Below are 14,912 nucleotides of genomic sequence, written 5' to 3' on the forward strand. Positions count from 1 at the left end.
CAGAGCCGCTCTGTCAGGAGGGATTATGTTTCTGGCAGGCGCTATTTTTGTCCTGACCATTGTGCTGGTTATCTGGCAGCCGAAAGGGATAGGGATCGGCTGGAGCGCGACGTCAGGGGCCGTACTGGCGCTGGCTTTCGGCGTGGTTAACATGGCGGATATTCCCGTGGTGTGGAATATCGTCTGGAATGCGACCGCGACTTTTATTGCCGTCATTATCATCAGCCTGCTGCTCGACGAGTCCGGCTTTTTTGAATGGGCGGCGCTGCATGTTTCTCGTTGGGGGAATGGCCGCGGTCGCCTGCTATTTACGTATATCGTCCTGCTCGGTGCGGCGGTAGCGGCGCTGTTTGCCAACGATGGCGCAGCGTTAATTCTGACGCCGATCGTGATTGCCATGCTGCTGGCGTTAGGATTCAGCAAAGGCACGACGCTGGCATTTGTCATGGCCGCCGGGTTTATTGCCGATACCGCCAGCCTGCCGCTTATCGTGTCGAACCTGGTGAATATCGTGTCGGCAGACTTCTTTGATTTAGGATTCACGGAGTATGCATCGGTGATGGTACCGGTCGATATCGCCGCCATTGTCGCCACGCTGGCGATGCTGCACCTGTTTTTCCGCAAAGATATTCCGCCAGCCTACAATTTAGCGCTTCTGAAAGCACCGGCAAAAGCGATTAAAGATCTGGCAACGTTCAGAACCGGCTGGATCGTTTTGATTCTCCTGCTGATTGGCTTTTTTGTTCTTGAGCCGCTGGGTATTCCGGTCAGTGCGATTGCCGCTGTCGGGGCTGTCATCCTGTTTGCGGTGGCGAAACGAGGCCATGCCATTAACACCGGCAAAGTGCTGCGCGGCGCGCCCTGGCAGATTGTGATTTTCTCGCTGGGGATGTATCTGGTGGTCTATGGCCTGCGCAACGCGGGGCTCACAGAATATCTCTCAGGCGTACTGAACGTGCTGGCGGATAAAGGACTCTGGGTCGCTACGCTGGGGACGGGGTTCCTGACCGCATTCCTCTCCTCCATCATGAACAATATGCCGACCGTTCTGGTTGGCGCGCTGTCTATTGACGGCAGCACGGCATCAGGCGTTATTAAAGAGGCGATGATTTATGCCAACGTCATTGGCTGCGATCTGGGGCCAAAAATTACGCCGATTGGTAGCCTGGCCACGCTGCTCTGGCTGCACGTACTCTCACAGAAGAACATGACGATTACCTGGGGATATTACTTCCGTACCGGGATTATCATGACGCTGCCTGTGCTGTTTGTAACGCTGACCGCGCTGGCGCTACGTCTCTCTTTCACTTTGTAATGAGATACTGATATGAGCAATATTACCATTTACCACAACCCGGCCTGCGGTACCTCGCGCAACACGCTGGAGATGATCCGCAACAGCGGGGTTGAACCGACCGTGATTCATTATCTTGAGAACCCCCCGTCGCGCGATGAGCTGGTCAGGCTCATTGCCGATATGGGGATCACGGTACGGGCGCTGCTGCGTAAGAACGTTGAACCTTATGAGGTGCTGGGGCTTGCGGAAGATAAATTTACCGACGCGCAGTTAATCGACTTTATGCTGCAGCATCCTGTCCTGATTAACCGTCCCATTGTGGTGACGCCGCTGGGAACGCGCCTGTGTCGGCCGTCGGAGGTTGTGCTCGATATCCTTCCGGATGCGCAAAAAGGCGCTTTTGCCAAGGAAGATGGCGAGCAGGTCGTTGATAACGCAGGTAAACGGCTGAAATAAGTCTACGAGGGGGCGGATGCCCCCTTATTTATTTCTCTGCCAGGTTATTTACATCCATTGCGGAAAAGTTAAAGAAAATTTAAGCAAAAGTGGTTATGTTAGCCGTTTTACCGCGTTTACCCGGGATTAGCTATGCGAGATAAATATTCCAGCCTGCAGATCGGCATTCACTGGATGGTGTTTTTACTGGTGATCGTCACCTATTGCGCGATGGAGCTGCGGGGCTTTTTCCCGCGGGACTATCGTCCTTACTTTAATATGGTCCACGTTTCCGGCGGGATTGCGATTCTGCTGCTGATGGCGACGCGCCTGCTGGTGCGCCTGAAACGCCCGGCGCCGCCGATTGTTCCGAAGCCAAAAGCGATGGTGACCGGCATGTCGCACCTCGGGCATCTGGTCGTTTACCTGCTGTTCATCGTGCTGCCGGTGCTTGGCCTGGCGATGATGTACAGCCGCGGTAATCCGTGGATAGCCTTTGGCATGACCATGCCGCACGCCGCGGAGGCCAACTTCGACCTGGCGGACAACCTGCAGGAGTACCACGTTCTGCTGGCGAACCTTGGCTACTACGTAATTGGCCTGCACGCGCTGGCCGCGCTGGTGCACCACTATTTCTGGAAGGACAATACGCTGCTGCGCATGATGCCGCGAAAATGAGTGGGTCGTGCCGGGCGGTCAGCCCGGCATGGACTTGCGGATCGCGCTAAGCAGCGTCTGCGCGCCCGTGGATACCGTCGCGTCCACCCGCGTCAGGATGCCGATCGGCTCTCCTACGCTCTGGGTGGATACCGGCAGGGCGGTAAGGGTGCCGCGCCGCAGATCGTCTTTGACCGCGCCCGACGGTACGAACCACACGTAGTTATAATCGACCGTCAGCTGGCGGGAAAGCGAAGCCGACAGCGTCTCGATACAGCCTGCCGGCATCTTGCAGCCCTGATTTTGCAGCAGCGTTTCGGCGTTCTGCCGCGGCACGGTGCCTTTCGGCGAAACCACCACCGGCCACTCCATCACTTTACTTAAGGTGACCGTCTCCTGCAGCAGCGGGTGATCCGGGCGCACCACCAGCTTCAGCGATTCAAGGAACAGCAGTTCGTAATTGAGCCCGCTCATCAGCTCCGGATCGGACATCCGGCCGATGCCGAGGTCCAGCTCGCCTGATTTCAGCCCCGCCAGCAGCATGGTGTTATTCATGGTGGCAACCTGCAGGGTGATATCTTTTTGCTGCTGGTGGAACTGGCCGATAACGGCGGGCAAAATGCCCAGCGCCGCGGTCGGCAGCGCGCCGATGCGCACCACGTCGTTGCTGAGGCTTTCTTTGCGCATCAGCGCCTGGCCTGCGGTATTCAGCGCATCGAGCACTTTCACCGCATGGGTGAGGAACTGTTCGCCCACCAGCGTCAGCTGCGCGCCGAGGCGCCCGCGCTCAAACAGGCGGGTCCCCGTCAGCTGCTCCAGCTCATTGAGCGTTTTTGACAGCGCGGGCTGGCTGAGGTTAAGGGTTTCCGCCGCTCGCCCCAGAGTGCCCTGTTGAGCGACGGCGACAAAGGTATGCAGATGGCGCAAGCGAATGCGCTGACTAAAGAGACCGTTCTTTTCCATAACCGGATGTTAAAAACAGAGCGGGACGGCTTTCAAGGGAAGTTGTTTAAATTTGATAACTTGCTAGCAAAATATTATTAACATTGAATGTGATTGTGTTACGCATGGTTATAGAAATAGTCTGCCTGATACGTTGCGGTTATCGGTGTATTGTGTGGCTTTATTGTTTATAAAAAGTTAATTTATGAGGTTTTTTGCATAACTTTGGGTTATATCGTGAGCAAAGTTGCAAAAAAACGCAGAGGTTATCCGCGATCACAATTCGGAAATTCTTCCCCCCGCGGCCAGCGCGCTTAGGTAAACTCCAGGGAGTATTCACTGGAGGCAGACATCATGGCGAACACCATCACGGCTGATGATATTCGGGAACATTTTTCGCAGGCTATGTCGGCGATGTACCAGCAGGAAGTTCCACAGTACGGCACGCTGCTGGAACTGGTGGCGGACGTTAATCTGGCGGTACTGGAAAATAACCCACGATTGCATGAACAACTGGCGAACGCCGACGAGCTGGCGCGCCTGAACGTTGAACGGCACGGCGCGATCCGCGTCGGTACCGCCGATGAGCTGGCAACCCTGCGCCGCATGTTTGCCATCATGGGGATGTACCCGGTCAGCTACTATGACCTGTCGCAGGCGGGGGTGCCGGTGCATTCTACCGCGTTTCGCCCGGTCGATGACGCCGCGCTGCTGCGCAATCCTTTCCGGGTCTTTACCTCGCTGCTGCGTCTCGAGCTGATTGAAAACGTCGCGCTGCGCGAGAAAGCGGCGGCTATCCTCGCGAAGCGCGATATTTTTACCCGTCGCTGCCGCGAGCTTATCGCGCTGCACGAGGTGAACGGCGGGTTTACCCAGGCGCAGGGCGAGGAGTTTGTCCGCGAGGCGCTGGAAACCTTTCGCTGGCACCGCCATGCGACGGTGGATCTCGAGACCTATCAGGCGCTGCATAACGAGCATCGGCTGATCGCCGACGTGGTGTGTTTCCCGGGTTGCCATATTAACCACCTGACGCCGCGTACGCTGGATATTGACCGCGTGCAGGCGCTGATGCCGGAATACGGCATTGAGCCGAAAGTGCTGATTGAAGGGCCGCCGCGCCGCGAAGTGCCGGTGCTGCTGCGCCAGACCAGTTTTAAAGCGCTGGAGGAGCCGGTGCTGTTCGCCGGGGAGCACCGCGGCACCCATACCGCGCGCTTTGGCGAGATAGAGCAGCGGGGCGTAGCGCTGACGCCGAAGGGCCGCGAGCTGTATGATTCGCTGCTGGCGCGTGCCGGCACCGGCAGGGACAACATTGCCCATCAGCAGCATATGCAGGAGATTTTCAGGGCGTTCCCGGACAGCGAAATGTTCCTGCGTCGCCAGGAGCTGGCCTACTTCCGCTACCGTCTGACGCCCGCCGGCGAGGCTCATCGTCAGGCCATCCGCCAGGGCGAAGATCCCCAGCCGCTGATCGAGCGCGGCTGGCTGGTGGCGCAGCCAATCACCTATGAGGACTTCCTGCCGGTGAGCGCCGCCGGGATTTTCCAGTCCAACCTCGGCAACGAAACCCAGGCCCGTAGCCACGGCAACGCCAGCAAGGCCGCGTTCGAAGAGGCGCTTGGTGCGCAGGTATTTGATGAGTTTCAGCTGTACGAGGAGGCCGAAGCGCGCAGCAAACGGCGTTGCGGTCTGCTCTGAAACCCGCCAGACTGGGGGAAATGCAGATAAAGGAATGTGGTTATGCATAATCCCTCAACACCGCTTGTCACCACCCGGCAGGGCAGCCTGCTGGGCGTGACGCAGGCGCACAACCATGTCTGGCGCGGCATTCCCTATGCTTCGCCGCCCACCGGCCCGCTGCGCTGGCGTTCGCCCCAGCCGCTCTCTCCCTGGCAGGGGATCCGCATGGCCGATACCTTTTCTCCCGCCAGCTGGCAAAACATCGATTACTGCATTGAGCTGGGCGGCGGTGATCCGGGCGCCTTTTCCGAAGACTGTCTGTATCTCAACGTCTGGTCGCCCACCAGCCGTTCTCAGCCGCTGCCGGTTATGGTCTGGCTGCACGGCGGCGGATATACCATCGGCGCGGCAAGTCTGCCGCCGTACGACGGCAGCGCGCTGGCGTCGCGGGAGGTGGTGGTGGTGACCGTCAACTACCGGTTGGGGCATCTGGGCTTTTTTGCCCATCCGGCGCTGGCGGGCGAAGAGGGCGAACGGGTGTGCAACTTCGCGCTGCTGGACCAGATCGCCGCGCTGCAGTGGGTGCAGGAGAATATTCACGCCTTCGGCGGCGATGCGGGCAATGTGACGCTGTTTGGCGAGTCGGCCGGGGCGCGCAGCGTGCTGTCGCTGATGGCCTCGCCGAAGGCGGGCGGCCTGTTTCATAAGGCCATTATTCAAAGCGGCTATACCCTGCCGGATACGCCGTTACCGGAGGCTGAACGCAAAAGCGAGCGTCTGGCCGCGCACTTCGGATTAGAGAATGCAACTGCGGAGCAGCTGCGGGCGATTCCGGCGCAGGCATTCTGGCCGCTGGAGGGCGAGCTCAAGCAGGGGCCGGTGCCCGTCTCCGGCGATGCGGTGCTGCCCCAGCCGATGCTGGAGACGTTCTTCGCCGCCCGCCAGCATCCGCTGCCGGTAATGATTGGCTCCAACAGCGATGAGGCCAGCGTTATGGCGGTGTTTGGCGTTGACCTCGCCGGGCAAATCCGCAAGCTGCGCCGCGAGCGGCGGCTGGGGCTTGGGCTTATCCGTCTGCTGTATCCTGGCGTCAAAGGCGATGAGGAGCTGGGCCGCCAGGTGTGCCGCGATATGGCGTTCACCACGCTGGGCTATGTGGTGATGCAGGCCCAGCAGCGGGTAGGGCAGCCGTGCTGGCGGTACTGGTTTGATTATGTCGCGCAGGCGGAGCATCAGACCTATCAGAATGGCGCCTGGCACGGCAACGAGGTGCCCTATGTGTTCGGCACGCTGATGCTGTCGGAACCTGCGCGGCAGTATGCCAACCAGAACGATCTGGCGTTTTCCGCCCACGTCACGGACTACTGGGTGAGCTTTGCCCGCGATGCCAGCGCGAACAGCGATGTGCTGCACGGGCCGGTTCGTTGGCCCGCCAGCCGCCGCGGGCGCGATCGCCTGCTGCGTATCGGACTGAATAAACATGCAGGATTTCGCGTGGAAAACCGGTTTATGCGCGCCCGGCTGGCGCTGTTCCGCCGGGTGATGCGCCACCACGTTACGCTGGATTAAGCAGGCCGTCGCGAAATTGCGCCAGCCCGCCCGCTTTGGCCGCGGTATCGCGAACCACCAGCCGGTAGCTGGCGCCCGTTTTGACGCTCAGCGCATAAGGACGGGCGAGGCGGCCGCTGTTCAGATCCTCATCGACCAGGGTCTCATCGGCTATCGCCACGCCAAAGCCCTGGATGGCGGCGGTGATGGCCAGATCCATGGTGTCGAAGTGCTGGTTTTTTAACATCACCGCCGGCAGCGGCTCCGGCAGCTGCGCCAGCCACAGCGTCCAGTCGGTTTTATCGCGGGTCGGGTGCAGGAAGGTCATGCCGCGAAACCGCGCGTCACCCGCCAGCGACGGGCTTAACACCGGCGTCAGCGCCTCCTCAAACAGCAGCTCCCCGGCGTTCATGTGCGTACCGAAAATGATGGCGGCGTCGTAGGGTTCCGTTTTGAAATTCACCGTGTGATCGGTCGTGGTGGTAAGGGCTATCTGTAGATCGGGGTAACGCCGTTCAATGGCCACCAGCCGCGGCACCAGCCAGCGCATGGCGCAGGTCGGCGCTTTTAGTCGCACCACCGTCTGCTGCTGGCGCGCTTTATCCGCAACGTTCAGCAGATGGCCGAACGCGCTCAGCAGCTCAGGGTACAGGGCGCTGCCCTGCGGCGACAGCCGCAGCCCGCGTGCCAGGCGCTCAAACAGCGGAAAACCAAACCAGGCTTCCAGCGTCGCAATCTTACGGCTGACGGCGCCCTGGGTCAGGCACAGCTCGCGGGCGGCGTGCGTCAGGTTCAGGTGACGGGCGGTGACGAGAAAGGTTTCCACCGCGCTCAGCGGCAATGTGCTACGCGACATCGTGGCTCCAGCTATGCAGTTCGCTCATGGCTATTATGAGATGACAGTTTCGTTACCTGAAAGTAAACGAGACAGCGCGCCGCTGTAAACAACTGAAACAGAGTTACACACCGGCATTACATCCTGCGTGATACTGTACGCCATTCTGAAGGCTACTCAGGACGACGCCGTGCGCATCAGCATCATTTTACTTTCATCGGCAATCCAGCTCCTGTGCTGGTACGCATTGCTGACGGTGGTCTTCGTCAACAGCATCCCTCATCCCTTCTGGCTGGCGGTGGTTGGCGTTTTCGAGCGCAGTTCGTTTGAGTTTATCGCCGATTTTCTTACCCGCCTGCCGTCGCTGCTTATGCTGGCGCTCTCCGCCTGGCTGGTGCATCTGGATTTCTATCTCTACCGCAAAGCGCTGGTGAAGCTCGATCCGTAGCCGTACCCGCCTGAGCCATGATTTTTTCTCATGGCTATTATGACAACAATTCGATTGTCGGCTCTCGTAGCATTGGTTTGAATACTTATGCATATTTCTTGAGAAGGACCTGGCAATGACTCTGCGTTCCGTGGTGAAAACCCGCTCCAAACTGCCCGATGTGGGCACCACTATTTTTACCGTGATTGGGCAACTTTCCGCTCAGCATAACGCCATCAACCTTTCTCAGGGCGCGCCGAATTTTGCCTGCGATCCTAAGCTGGTCGCGGGCGTGACGCGGGCGATGAGCGAAGGGCATAACCAGTACGCACCGATGACCGGGCTGCGCGCCCTGAAAGCGCGCATCGCGCAGAAGATTGCCGATCTCTACGGCGCCCGCTATGACGAGGAGAGCGAAGTTCTGGTCACCGCCAGCGCCAGCGAAGGGATCTACTCGGCCATCAGCGGACTGGTGCATCCTGGCGATGAGGTTATCTATTTTGAGCCGTCGTTCGACAGCTATGCGCCGATCGTCCGGCTGCAGGGCGCCACGCCGGTCGCCATTAAGCTGACGGTACCGGAATTTACGGTGAACTGGGATGAAGTGCGCGCCGCCATCACGCCGCGTACCCGGATGATCATCGTGAACACGCCGCACAACCCGAGCGGTAAGGTGTTCAGCGCTGAGGATTTACAGCAGCTGGCGCAGATAACCCGCAATACCGATATCGTTATTCTGTCTGACGAAGTGTACGAGCATGTGGTTTTCGACGGGCAGCCGCACCACGGCATGGCGACGCACCCGCAGCTTGCCGAGCGCAGCGTAATCATCTCGTCCTTCGGTAAAACGTACCATGTGACCGGCTGGCGCGTAGGCTACTGCGTCGCGCCCGCCGCGCTGATGGATGAAATCTGTAAGGTCCATCAGTTTTTAATGTTTTCTGCCGATACGCCGATGCAGCACGCGTTCGTCGAGCACATGAACGATCCCCAGACCTGGCTTGCGCTTCCCGCGTTTTACCAGCGCAAGCGCGACCTGCTGCAGACGCTGCTCGCTGAATCGCCGTTTCGTCTGCTGCCGAGCCAGGGCTCCTTTTTCCTGCTGGCCGATTATCGCCACTTCAGCGAGGAGAGCGACAGCGAGATGGTGAAACGGCTGATTGTGGATCACGGCGTCGCCACGATCCCATTGTCGGCGTTTTATACCGATGGTACTGATAACAAACTTATTCGCCTGTCTTTTGCCAAAGATGAAGCGACGTTACGGGCGGGCGCTGAAGCCCTGTGCCGGGTTAAACCACGTTAAGGAATGTAAGCCATGAAACTAAAAGCATTAATTCTGGGCATGGGCCTGCTGTGTTCGCTGTCATCCTTTGCGGCCGGCGAGCTGCGCTTTGGCGTGGAGGCGGAGTATCCGCCGTTTGAAAGCCGTAACGCCGCCGGGGAGCTGCAGGGGTTTGATATTGATTTAGGCAACGCCATTTGCCAGGCCGCGCAGCTCAAATGCAGCTGGGTGGAAACCTCATTTGATGCGCTGATCCCGGGGCTGGTGGCGAAAAAATTCGATGCGATTAACTCGGCGATGAACATCACCGAGCAGCGCCGTAAGAGCATTGACTTCACCCAGCCGATTTACCGCATTCCGTCGCAGCTGGTGGGGAAATCCGGCAGCGGGATGGAAGCCACCCCGGAAGGGCTGAAAGGCAAGACGATAGGCGTACTGCAGGGCTCTATCCAGGAAACGTTCGCCAAAGAGCACTGGGAAAAGCAGGGCGTCACCGTGGTTTCGTATAAAGATCAGAACCTGGCGTGGGCCGACCTGCTCAACGGGCGCATTGACGCCTCGCTGGTGATGTCCGCCGCGGGCCAGGCCGGGTTCCTCAGCAAGCCGCAGGGCAAAGGGTTTGGCTTTATCGGCAAACCGGTGGCGGATGATACCATTCTCGGCAGCGGCATCGGCTTTGGTCTGCGCAAAGGCGATGACGCCACCAAAAAGCAGCTTGATGCGGCCATCGATAAGGTTCGCGCTGACGGCACTATCGACAAGCTGGCGGCGAAATACTTCCCGGGTATTAACGTCAGCGTAAAATAATCCCTTGCCAGCGTAGCGGATGGCGAGGCGCCTGCTTCGCCATCCGGCACAGGCCACGCCTCCCGCTTTCGGTCCCCCATTTGCTCACCACTGCTTGCGTCGCCTGATGAATCTGGCCTGGTTGCATATACTGAAGCAAGGGCAGTCATGGGCAGGAAACGGCGATGAGCGCACGCACGGCGACAGAGTTGTATGAAGAGATGAAATGCATGACGGTGGAGGAAAGGATCCGTTTCTTTTCACTCTCCCTGGCAGAGGTACATCGCGAATTGCAGGAAAGCATCGCGCAGATTGAGTCCATGCAGCACGCACTGGCGGAAAGCGAGCTGAATCATCGCCAGCTGGTTGAAACGGCGCAGGATGCGGTCATCACCATCGATTTATCCGGGCAGGTGATTAACTGGAATCACGCGGCAGAAAGGATGTTTGGCTGGCGTGCCGAAGAGTCCATCGGCAGCGACCTGAGCGATATGATTATTCCGCAAGAATTCCGCGAGCAGCACAAGCGCGGCCTCATGCGCTTTCAGGCTTCTCAGCCGTCGACCATTCTGAACCGCACGATTGAAATCATGGCGATGCACCGCGTTAAAGGCCAGTTCCCCATTGAACTGTCAATCTGGCCGCACCAGCAGTCCGGTAAACAGCTTTTTTCGGCGTTTATCCGCGATATTACCGACAGGAAGCAGCGTGAACACCTCGCCTGGCTTCATGCCAATTTTGATACGCTGACGGGGCTGCCAAATCGCCGGTTGCTGGTGAACCGTCTGGAGCAGGCCATTACGCTGGCAATTTCAGGGCAGAAAAATGTGGCGCTTTTGTTTATCGATCTCGATCGCTTCAAACCCGTGAATGACACGTATGGTCATTCTGTCGGCGATGAATTACTGCGTCTGGTCGGATTTCGCCTGCAAAGCTGCCTGCATGAGGAAGATACGCTTGCCCGTCTGGGCGGGGATGAGTTTGTTGCTCTGCTTCCGGATTTAAATAACGATGACATGTCCCTTCAGCCGGCGATCGACAGCATGACCGCTGCGCTTTCACAGTCGTTTCTGATTAATGATATTGTCATCAGTATTTCCGGAAGCATCGGCGTGGCGGTATTTCCCAGGGATGCGCAGGATGCTGATTCGCTGCTAAATTGTGCGGATAAGGCAATGTATACGGCGAAAAAAACGGTATAGCGGCCCGTGCTGTTCTCAAGGCTTAAGCGTGAGCCTTTACGCCTGCCGCTTTCTCGCGCGGCTACAGAAATTTTTTCCAGCTTTGGACGTATTTTCAACGGCCAACAATTGGATTATCAATCATTTTTGTCTAGAGTGGGCGCTCTTGACGACGCCGTTGCGTTGTTACCGTTTCTCCAAAGAAGGATGCTCTTTCAGGCATGAACCGCAGACACTTTTTAAAATCCTCAATGGCTGTTGCCGCGGTGTGCGGTACATCCGGCGTGGCTTCTCTCTTTTCCCGGGCGGCGCTGGCGGATGACTCGAATATCGCCGACGGCCAGACCCGCCGCTTTGATTATTCCGTGCTGCAGTCCATGGCGCACGACCTTTCGCGTCAGCCGTGGGGCGGGGCGCCGAAAGCGCTGCCGCCGACGCTGGCAAACCTGACGCCGCAGGCCTATAACAGCATCCAGTACGATGCGGCGCACTCGCTGTGGAACAACATTGATAACCGCCAGCTCGATATCCAGTTTTTCCACGTCGGAATGGGTTTCCGCCGCCGGGTGCGGATGTTCTCGCTGGACGCGAAAACGCAGCAGGCGCGTGAAATTCATTTCCGCCATGAGCTGTTTAAATATAACGACGCGGGCGTGGATACCTCGCAGCTTGAAGGGCAGAGCGACCTCGGCTTTGCCGGGTTCCGCGCGTTTAAGGCGCCGGAGCTTGCCCGTCGCGACATCGTCTCGTTCCTTGGCGCCAGCTACTTCCGTGCGGTTGACGATACTTACCAGTACGGTCTATCCGCCCGCGGCCTGGCAATCGACACCTTCACCGATACGCCGGAAGAGTTCCCCGATTTCACCTCATTCTGGTTTGAGACGGCGCAAGCCGACGCCACGGCCTTTACCGTGTATGCGCTGCTCGACAGCCCGAGCGTCACCGGGGCGTACAAGTTCGTCATCAGCTGCCAGCAGACGCAGGTGATCATGGATGTTGAAAACCACATCTATGCGCGTAAGGACATTAAACAGCTGGGCATCGCGCCGATGACCAGTATGTTCAGCTGCGGTAATAACGAGCGCCGCATGTGCGATACCATTCATCCGCAGATTCACGACTCCGACCGTCTGGCGATGTGGCGCGGCAACGGCGAGTGGATATGCCGCCCGCTGAACAACCCGCAGAAGCTGCAGTTTAACGCCTATCAGGACAAGAACCCGCGCGGGTTTGGCCTGCTGCAGCTGGATCGCGATTTTACCCACTATCAGGACGTGATGGGCTGGTACAACAAGCGCCCAAGCCTGTGGGTCGAGCCGCGCAATCAGTGGGGCGAAGGTTCGGTGGATCTGATGGAAATCCCGACCACCGGCGAAACGCTTGATAACATCGTCTGCTTCTGGCAGCCGAAAAAGGCGGTGAAGGCCGGCGACGAGCTGGACTTCAAATATCGTCTTTACTGGAGCGCGCAGCCGCCGGTCCGTTCGCCGCTGGCGCGGGTAATGGCGACGCGCACCGGGATGGGCGGTTTCCCGGAAGGCTGGGCGCCGGGAGAACACTATCCGGAAAAATGGGCGCGCCGATTTGCGGTGGATTTCGTCGGTGGCGACCTGAAGGCCGCGGCGCCGAAAGGCATCGAGCCGGTTATCACGCTCTCCAGCGGCGAAGCGAAACAGATTGAGATCCTCTACGTGGAGCCGTTTGACGGTTACCGTATTCTCTTTGACTGGTACCCGACCTCCGGGTCGACCGATCCGGTAGAAATGCGCATGTTCCTGCGCTGTCAGGGCGACGCCATCAGCGAAACCTGGCTCTATCAGTATTTCCCGCCCGCGCCGGACAAACGGAACTACGTTGACGACCGCGTGATGCGCTAACCGTCAGCCGCCCGTATCCTGCGGGCGGCTGAATTATCTCAAGCGTTTACCCGCGCCAGGGTAAAGCCATCCCAGCCCTTAACTCCGACCGTCTGCAGCGCCGTAACGGTCAACCGCGGGTTATTTCCCATCAGCGAGATAAACTCCCGCACGCCCTGAACCCGTTCGTCATCGCAGTCAGGATCGGTGACTTTTCCCTCGCGAACCACGTTGTCGCCGATAATCAGTGTCCCGGGGTGGGAATAGTGGAGCGCCCACTGCAGATAGTTGGGATTGTTCGGTTTGTCCGCATCGATAAAAATGATATCGAAAGGGGCTATCTCCCCAAGCGCGGAAAGTGAGGCCAGCGCCGGACCTTCTATTACCTCGACCCGTCCCTCTACACCAGCAAGGCGGAGATTCTGTCGGGCAACATGGGCATGGTGTTCATCGGCTTCAAGGGTGATGAGCCTGCCGCTCGCGGGCAGTTCGCGCGCCATCCAGATGGTGCTGTAGCCGCCAAGCGTACCGATCTCCAGAATACGCGTGGCGCCTGAAATACGCACTAACAGCGCCAGAAGTTGCCCCTGGTTGGCCGCGACGTCGATGGCGGGCAGCCCGGCACGCTGGTTGTTTTCCAGCACGGCCTCCAGTACGGCGTCCTGGGGGATCAGCGCATCAATCAGGTACTGATCAACCTTACTCCAGACATTCTGCATAACGGTAGATTCCTCTCTGTGGGGGGAGTGTTGTCGCCTCCGGGCGGCCGGTAGAGATCGATGGACATCGGCAGGACGTTATTTTTCATCGGCATAACGCTGTGCTGAATTGAGAATAGCGTACGTTGGACATCCTGCGTATTAATCTAAGTGACAATGTCACCTGTTATCGCAGATTGCTACAGGGTACAATTCATCCGGTTTACAGAGTGGTCTGGTGTGATGCATGTGCGCCAATGTTACTCTGCTGTATAGCTGGCAAACTCAAGGAGTGTTCATTGATGACCTTTCCACACCTGGCTGAAACAACGCTGAATGCCGCGAACCGTATTGGCGAATGGCTGGCGCAAAATGATTTTACCTCACCGCAGCAGGACGTTGACGCCGACTGCGTGGTGCTGGCCGGTAACGCCGTTATCCCGACCATAGACGCCGCCTGTCGGCTGAGCGCCGCAAACCGGCTGCTGCTGATAAGCGGCGGCATTGGTCATTCTACCCCCTTTCTGTATGCCGCCGTTGCCCGCCATCCGCGCTATAACGTGCTGCAAACCGCCGGGCGGGCGGAAGCTGATATTCTTGCGGATATCGCTCATCGCTTCTGGAACATTCCCCGTGAGCGCATCCTCGTGGAGGATAAGTCGACTAACTGCGGGGAAAACGCCCGCTTTACGCGCGACATGCTGACATCGCAGGGCATCACCGTGGGGCGCGGCATTGTGGTGCAGGACCCGACCATGCAGCGCCGCACGATGGCGACTTTTGCCCGCGTCTGGGAAGGGGCGGATAACGCGCCGCGATGGGTGAGCTATCCGGGGTACCTGCCGGTACTGCGCAACGGCGCTGACGGACTGGCGTTCACCCACGCGGCGCAGGACGTCTGGCCGGTAGATCGCTATCTCTCATTGCTGTTGGGCGAGCTTCCCCGTCTGCAGGACGATGCAAACGGCTACGGGCCGCGCGGCCGCGGGTTTATTGCTCACGTCGATATCCCGGAGGCGTTGCAGGAGGCCTGGCGCACCCTGCGCCAGGATGCTTCACTGTGCGACGCGCTTGCCAGTCGTTCCCTGTAAAGCGATGCCCGTTTGCGATCGCTGCACCGTAAACGGGCATTTTTGTGTTACGTCTATGTTAGTTTTTTCGACGCCAAAACGGCTTCTTTTATGCGTTGTTTCACAAAAATAGCATGATGCGATGGGAAGCCGCGCCTGTGACTCTCGATATTTAACAATGATTTTACTTGTTAAAAGCGAAACGTTTACAGGAG

The 14,912-nt window shown here is 58.4% G+C and carries 14 protein-coding genes; 11 read left to right on the plus strand and 3 right to left on the minus strand.

Features of this window, described 5'->3' with window-relative positions; all coding sequences use genetic code 11:
- Positions 1–25 precede the first annotated feature (25 nt).
- The 3 genes from ENTCL_RS11075 (at position 26) to cybB (ending at position 2,410) form a co-directional block, all read left to right on the plus strand.
- Positions 26–1,315 carry an arsenic transporter gene (locus ENTCL_RS11075; protein ID WP_013366208.1) on the plus strand — a complete coding sequence of 430 codons (1,290 nt, stop codon included), beginning with the start codon at positions 26–28 and terminating at the stop codon, positions 1,313–1,315.
- 12 nt (positions 1,316–1,327) lie between these two features.
- Complete coding sequence (arsC, locus tag ENTCL_RS11080) at positions 1,328–1,753, plus strand: glutaredoxin-dependent arsenate reductase (protein ID WP_013366209.1); 426 nt, start codon at positions 1,328–1,330, stop codon at positions 1,751–1,753.
- Between the two features lie 132 nt (positions 1,754–1,885).
- Positions 1,886–2,410, plus strand: coding sequence for a cytochrome b561 (gene cybB / locus ENTCL_RS11085; RefSeq protein ID WP_013366210.1), 525 nt, complete (start codon positions 1,886–1,888; stop codon positions 2,408–2,410).
- A gap of 18 nt (positions 2,411–2,428) precedes the next feature.
- Here the strand turns inward: cybB and ENTCL_RS11090 are convergent, their stop codons facing one another.
- Positions 2,429–3,352 carry a LysR substrate-binding domain-containing protein gene (locus tag ENTCL_RS11090; RefSeq protein ID WP_013366211.1) on the minus strand — a complete coding sequence of 308 codons (924 nt, stop codon included), beginning with the start codon at positions 3,350–3,352 and terminating at the stop codon, positions 2,429–2,431.
- 333 nt (positions 3,353–3,685) lie between these two features.
- On the opposite strand from ENTCL_RS11090, the gene hglS reads away from it, so the two are divergent.
- Complete coding sequence (gene hglS / locus ENTCL_RS11095; protein ID WP_013366212.1) at positions 3,686–5,029, plus strand: 2-oxoadipate dioxygenase/decarboxylase HglS; 1,344 nt, start codon at positions 3,686–3,688, stop codon at positions 5,027–5,029.
- A 42-nt stretch (positions 5,030–5,071) separates the two neighbouring features.
- Positions 5,072–6,580, plus strand: a complete 1,509-nt coding sequence (locus ENTCL_RS11100) for a carboxylesterase/lipase family protein (protein ID WP_013366213.1) — start codon at positions 5,072–5,074, stop codon at positions 6,578–6,580.
- Here ENTCL_RS11100 and ENTCL_RS11105 read toward each other — a convergent pair.
- Positions 6,567–7,415, minus strand: a complete 849-nt coding sequence (locus ENTCL_RS11105; RefSeq protein ID WP_013366214.1) for a LysR family transcriptional regulator — start codon at positions 7,413–7,415, stop codon at positions 6,567–6,569. The two genes, ENTCL_RS11100 and ENTCL_RS11105, sit on opposite strands and share 14 nt — an antisense overlap.
- Before the next feature lie 127 nt (positions 7,416–7,542).
- On the opposite strand from ENTCL_RS11105, the gene ENTCL_RS11110 reads away from it, so the two are divergent.
- The 5 genes from ENTCL_RS11110 (at position 7,543) to ENTCL_RS11130 (ending at position 12,950) form a co-directional block, all read left to right on the plus strand.
- Complete coding sequence (locus tag ENTCL_RS11110; RefSeq protein ID WP_044611949.1) at positions 7,543–7,842, plus strand: hypothetical protein; 300 nt, start codon at positions 7,543–7,545, stop codon at positions 7,840–7,842.
- 115 nt (positions 7,843–7,957) lie between these two features.
- Positions 7,958–9,127 carry a pyridoxal phosphate-dependent aminotransferase gene (locus tag ENTCL_RS11115; protein ID WP_013366216.1) on the plus strand — a complete coding sequence of 390 codons (1,170 nt, stop codon included), beginning with the start codon at positions 7,958–7,960 and terminating at the stop codon, positions 9,125–9,127.
- Between the two features lie 12 nt (positions 9,128–9,139).
- Entirely contained in the window at positions 9,140–9,913 is a 774-nt protein-coding gene (locus tag ENTCL_RS11120) for an ABC transporter substrate-binding protein (protein WP_013366217.1), read from the plus strand.
- 164 nt (positions 9,914–10,077) lie between these two features.
- A complete protein-coding gene (locus ENTCL_RS11125; RefSeq protein ID WP_013366218.1) occupies positions 10,078–11,094 on the plus strand; it encodes a diguanylate cyclase domain-containing protein in 1,017 nt (338 codons plus the stop codon).
- Between the two features lie 200 nt (positions 11,095–11,294).
- A complete protein-coding gene (locus tag ENTCL_RS11130) occupies positions 11,295–12,950 on the plus strand; it encodes a glucan biosynthesis protein D (protein WP_013366219.1) in 1,656 nt (551 codons plus the stop codon).
- Between the two features lie 38 nt (positions 12,951–12,988).
- On the opposite strand, the gene ENTCL_RS11135 is transcribed toward ENTCL_RS11130, so the two are convergent.
- Positions 12,989–13,648, minus strand: coding sequence for an O-methyltransferase (locus ENTCL_RS11135; protein ID WP_013366220.1), 660 nt, complete (start codon positions 13,646–13,648; stop codon positions 12,989–12,991).
- Positions 13,649–13,929: 281 nt separating this feature from the next.
- On the opposite strand from ENTCL_RS11135, the gene ENTCL_RS11140 reads away from it, so the two are divergent.
- Entirely contained in the window at positions 13,930–14,718 is a 789-nt protein-coding gene (locus ENTCL_RS11140; protein WP_013366221.1) for a YdcF family protein, read from the plus strand.
- Positions 14,719–14,912 lie beyond the last annotated feature (194 nt).

It is taken from the genome of [Enterobacter] lignolyticus SCF1, from assembly GCF_000164865.1.
GTDB lineage: Bacteria > Pseudomonadota > Gammaproteobacteria > Enterobacterales > Enterobacteriaceae > Enterobacter_B > Enterobacter_B lignolyticus.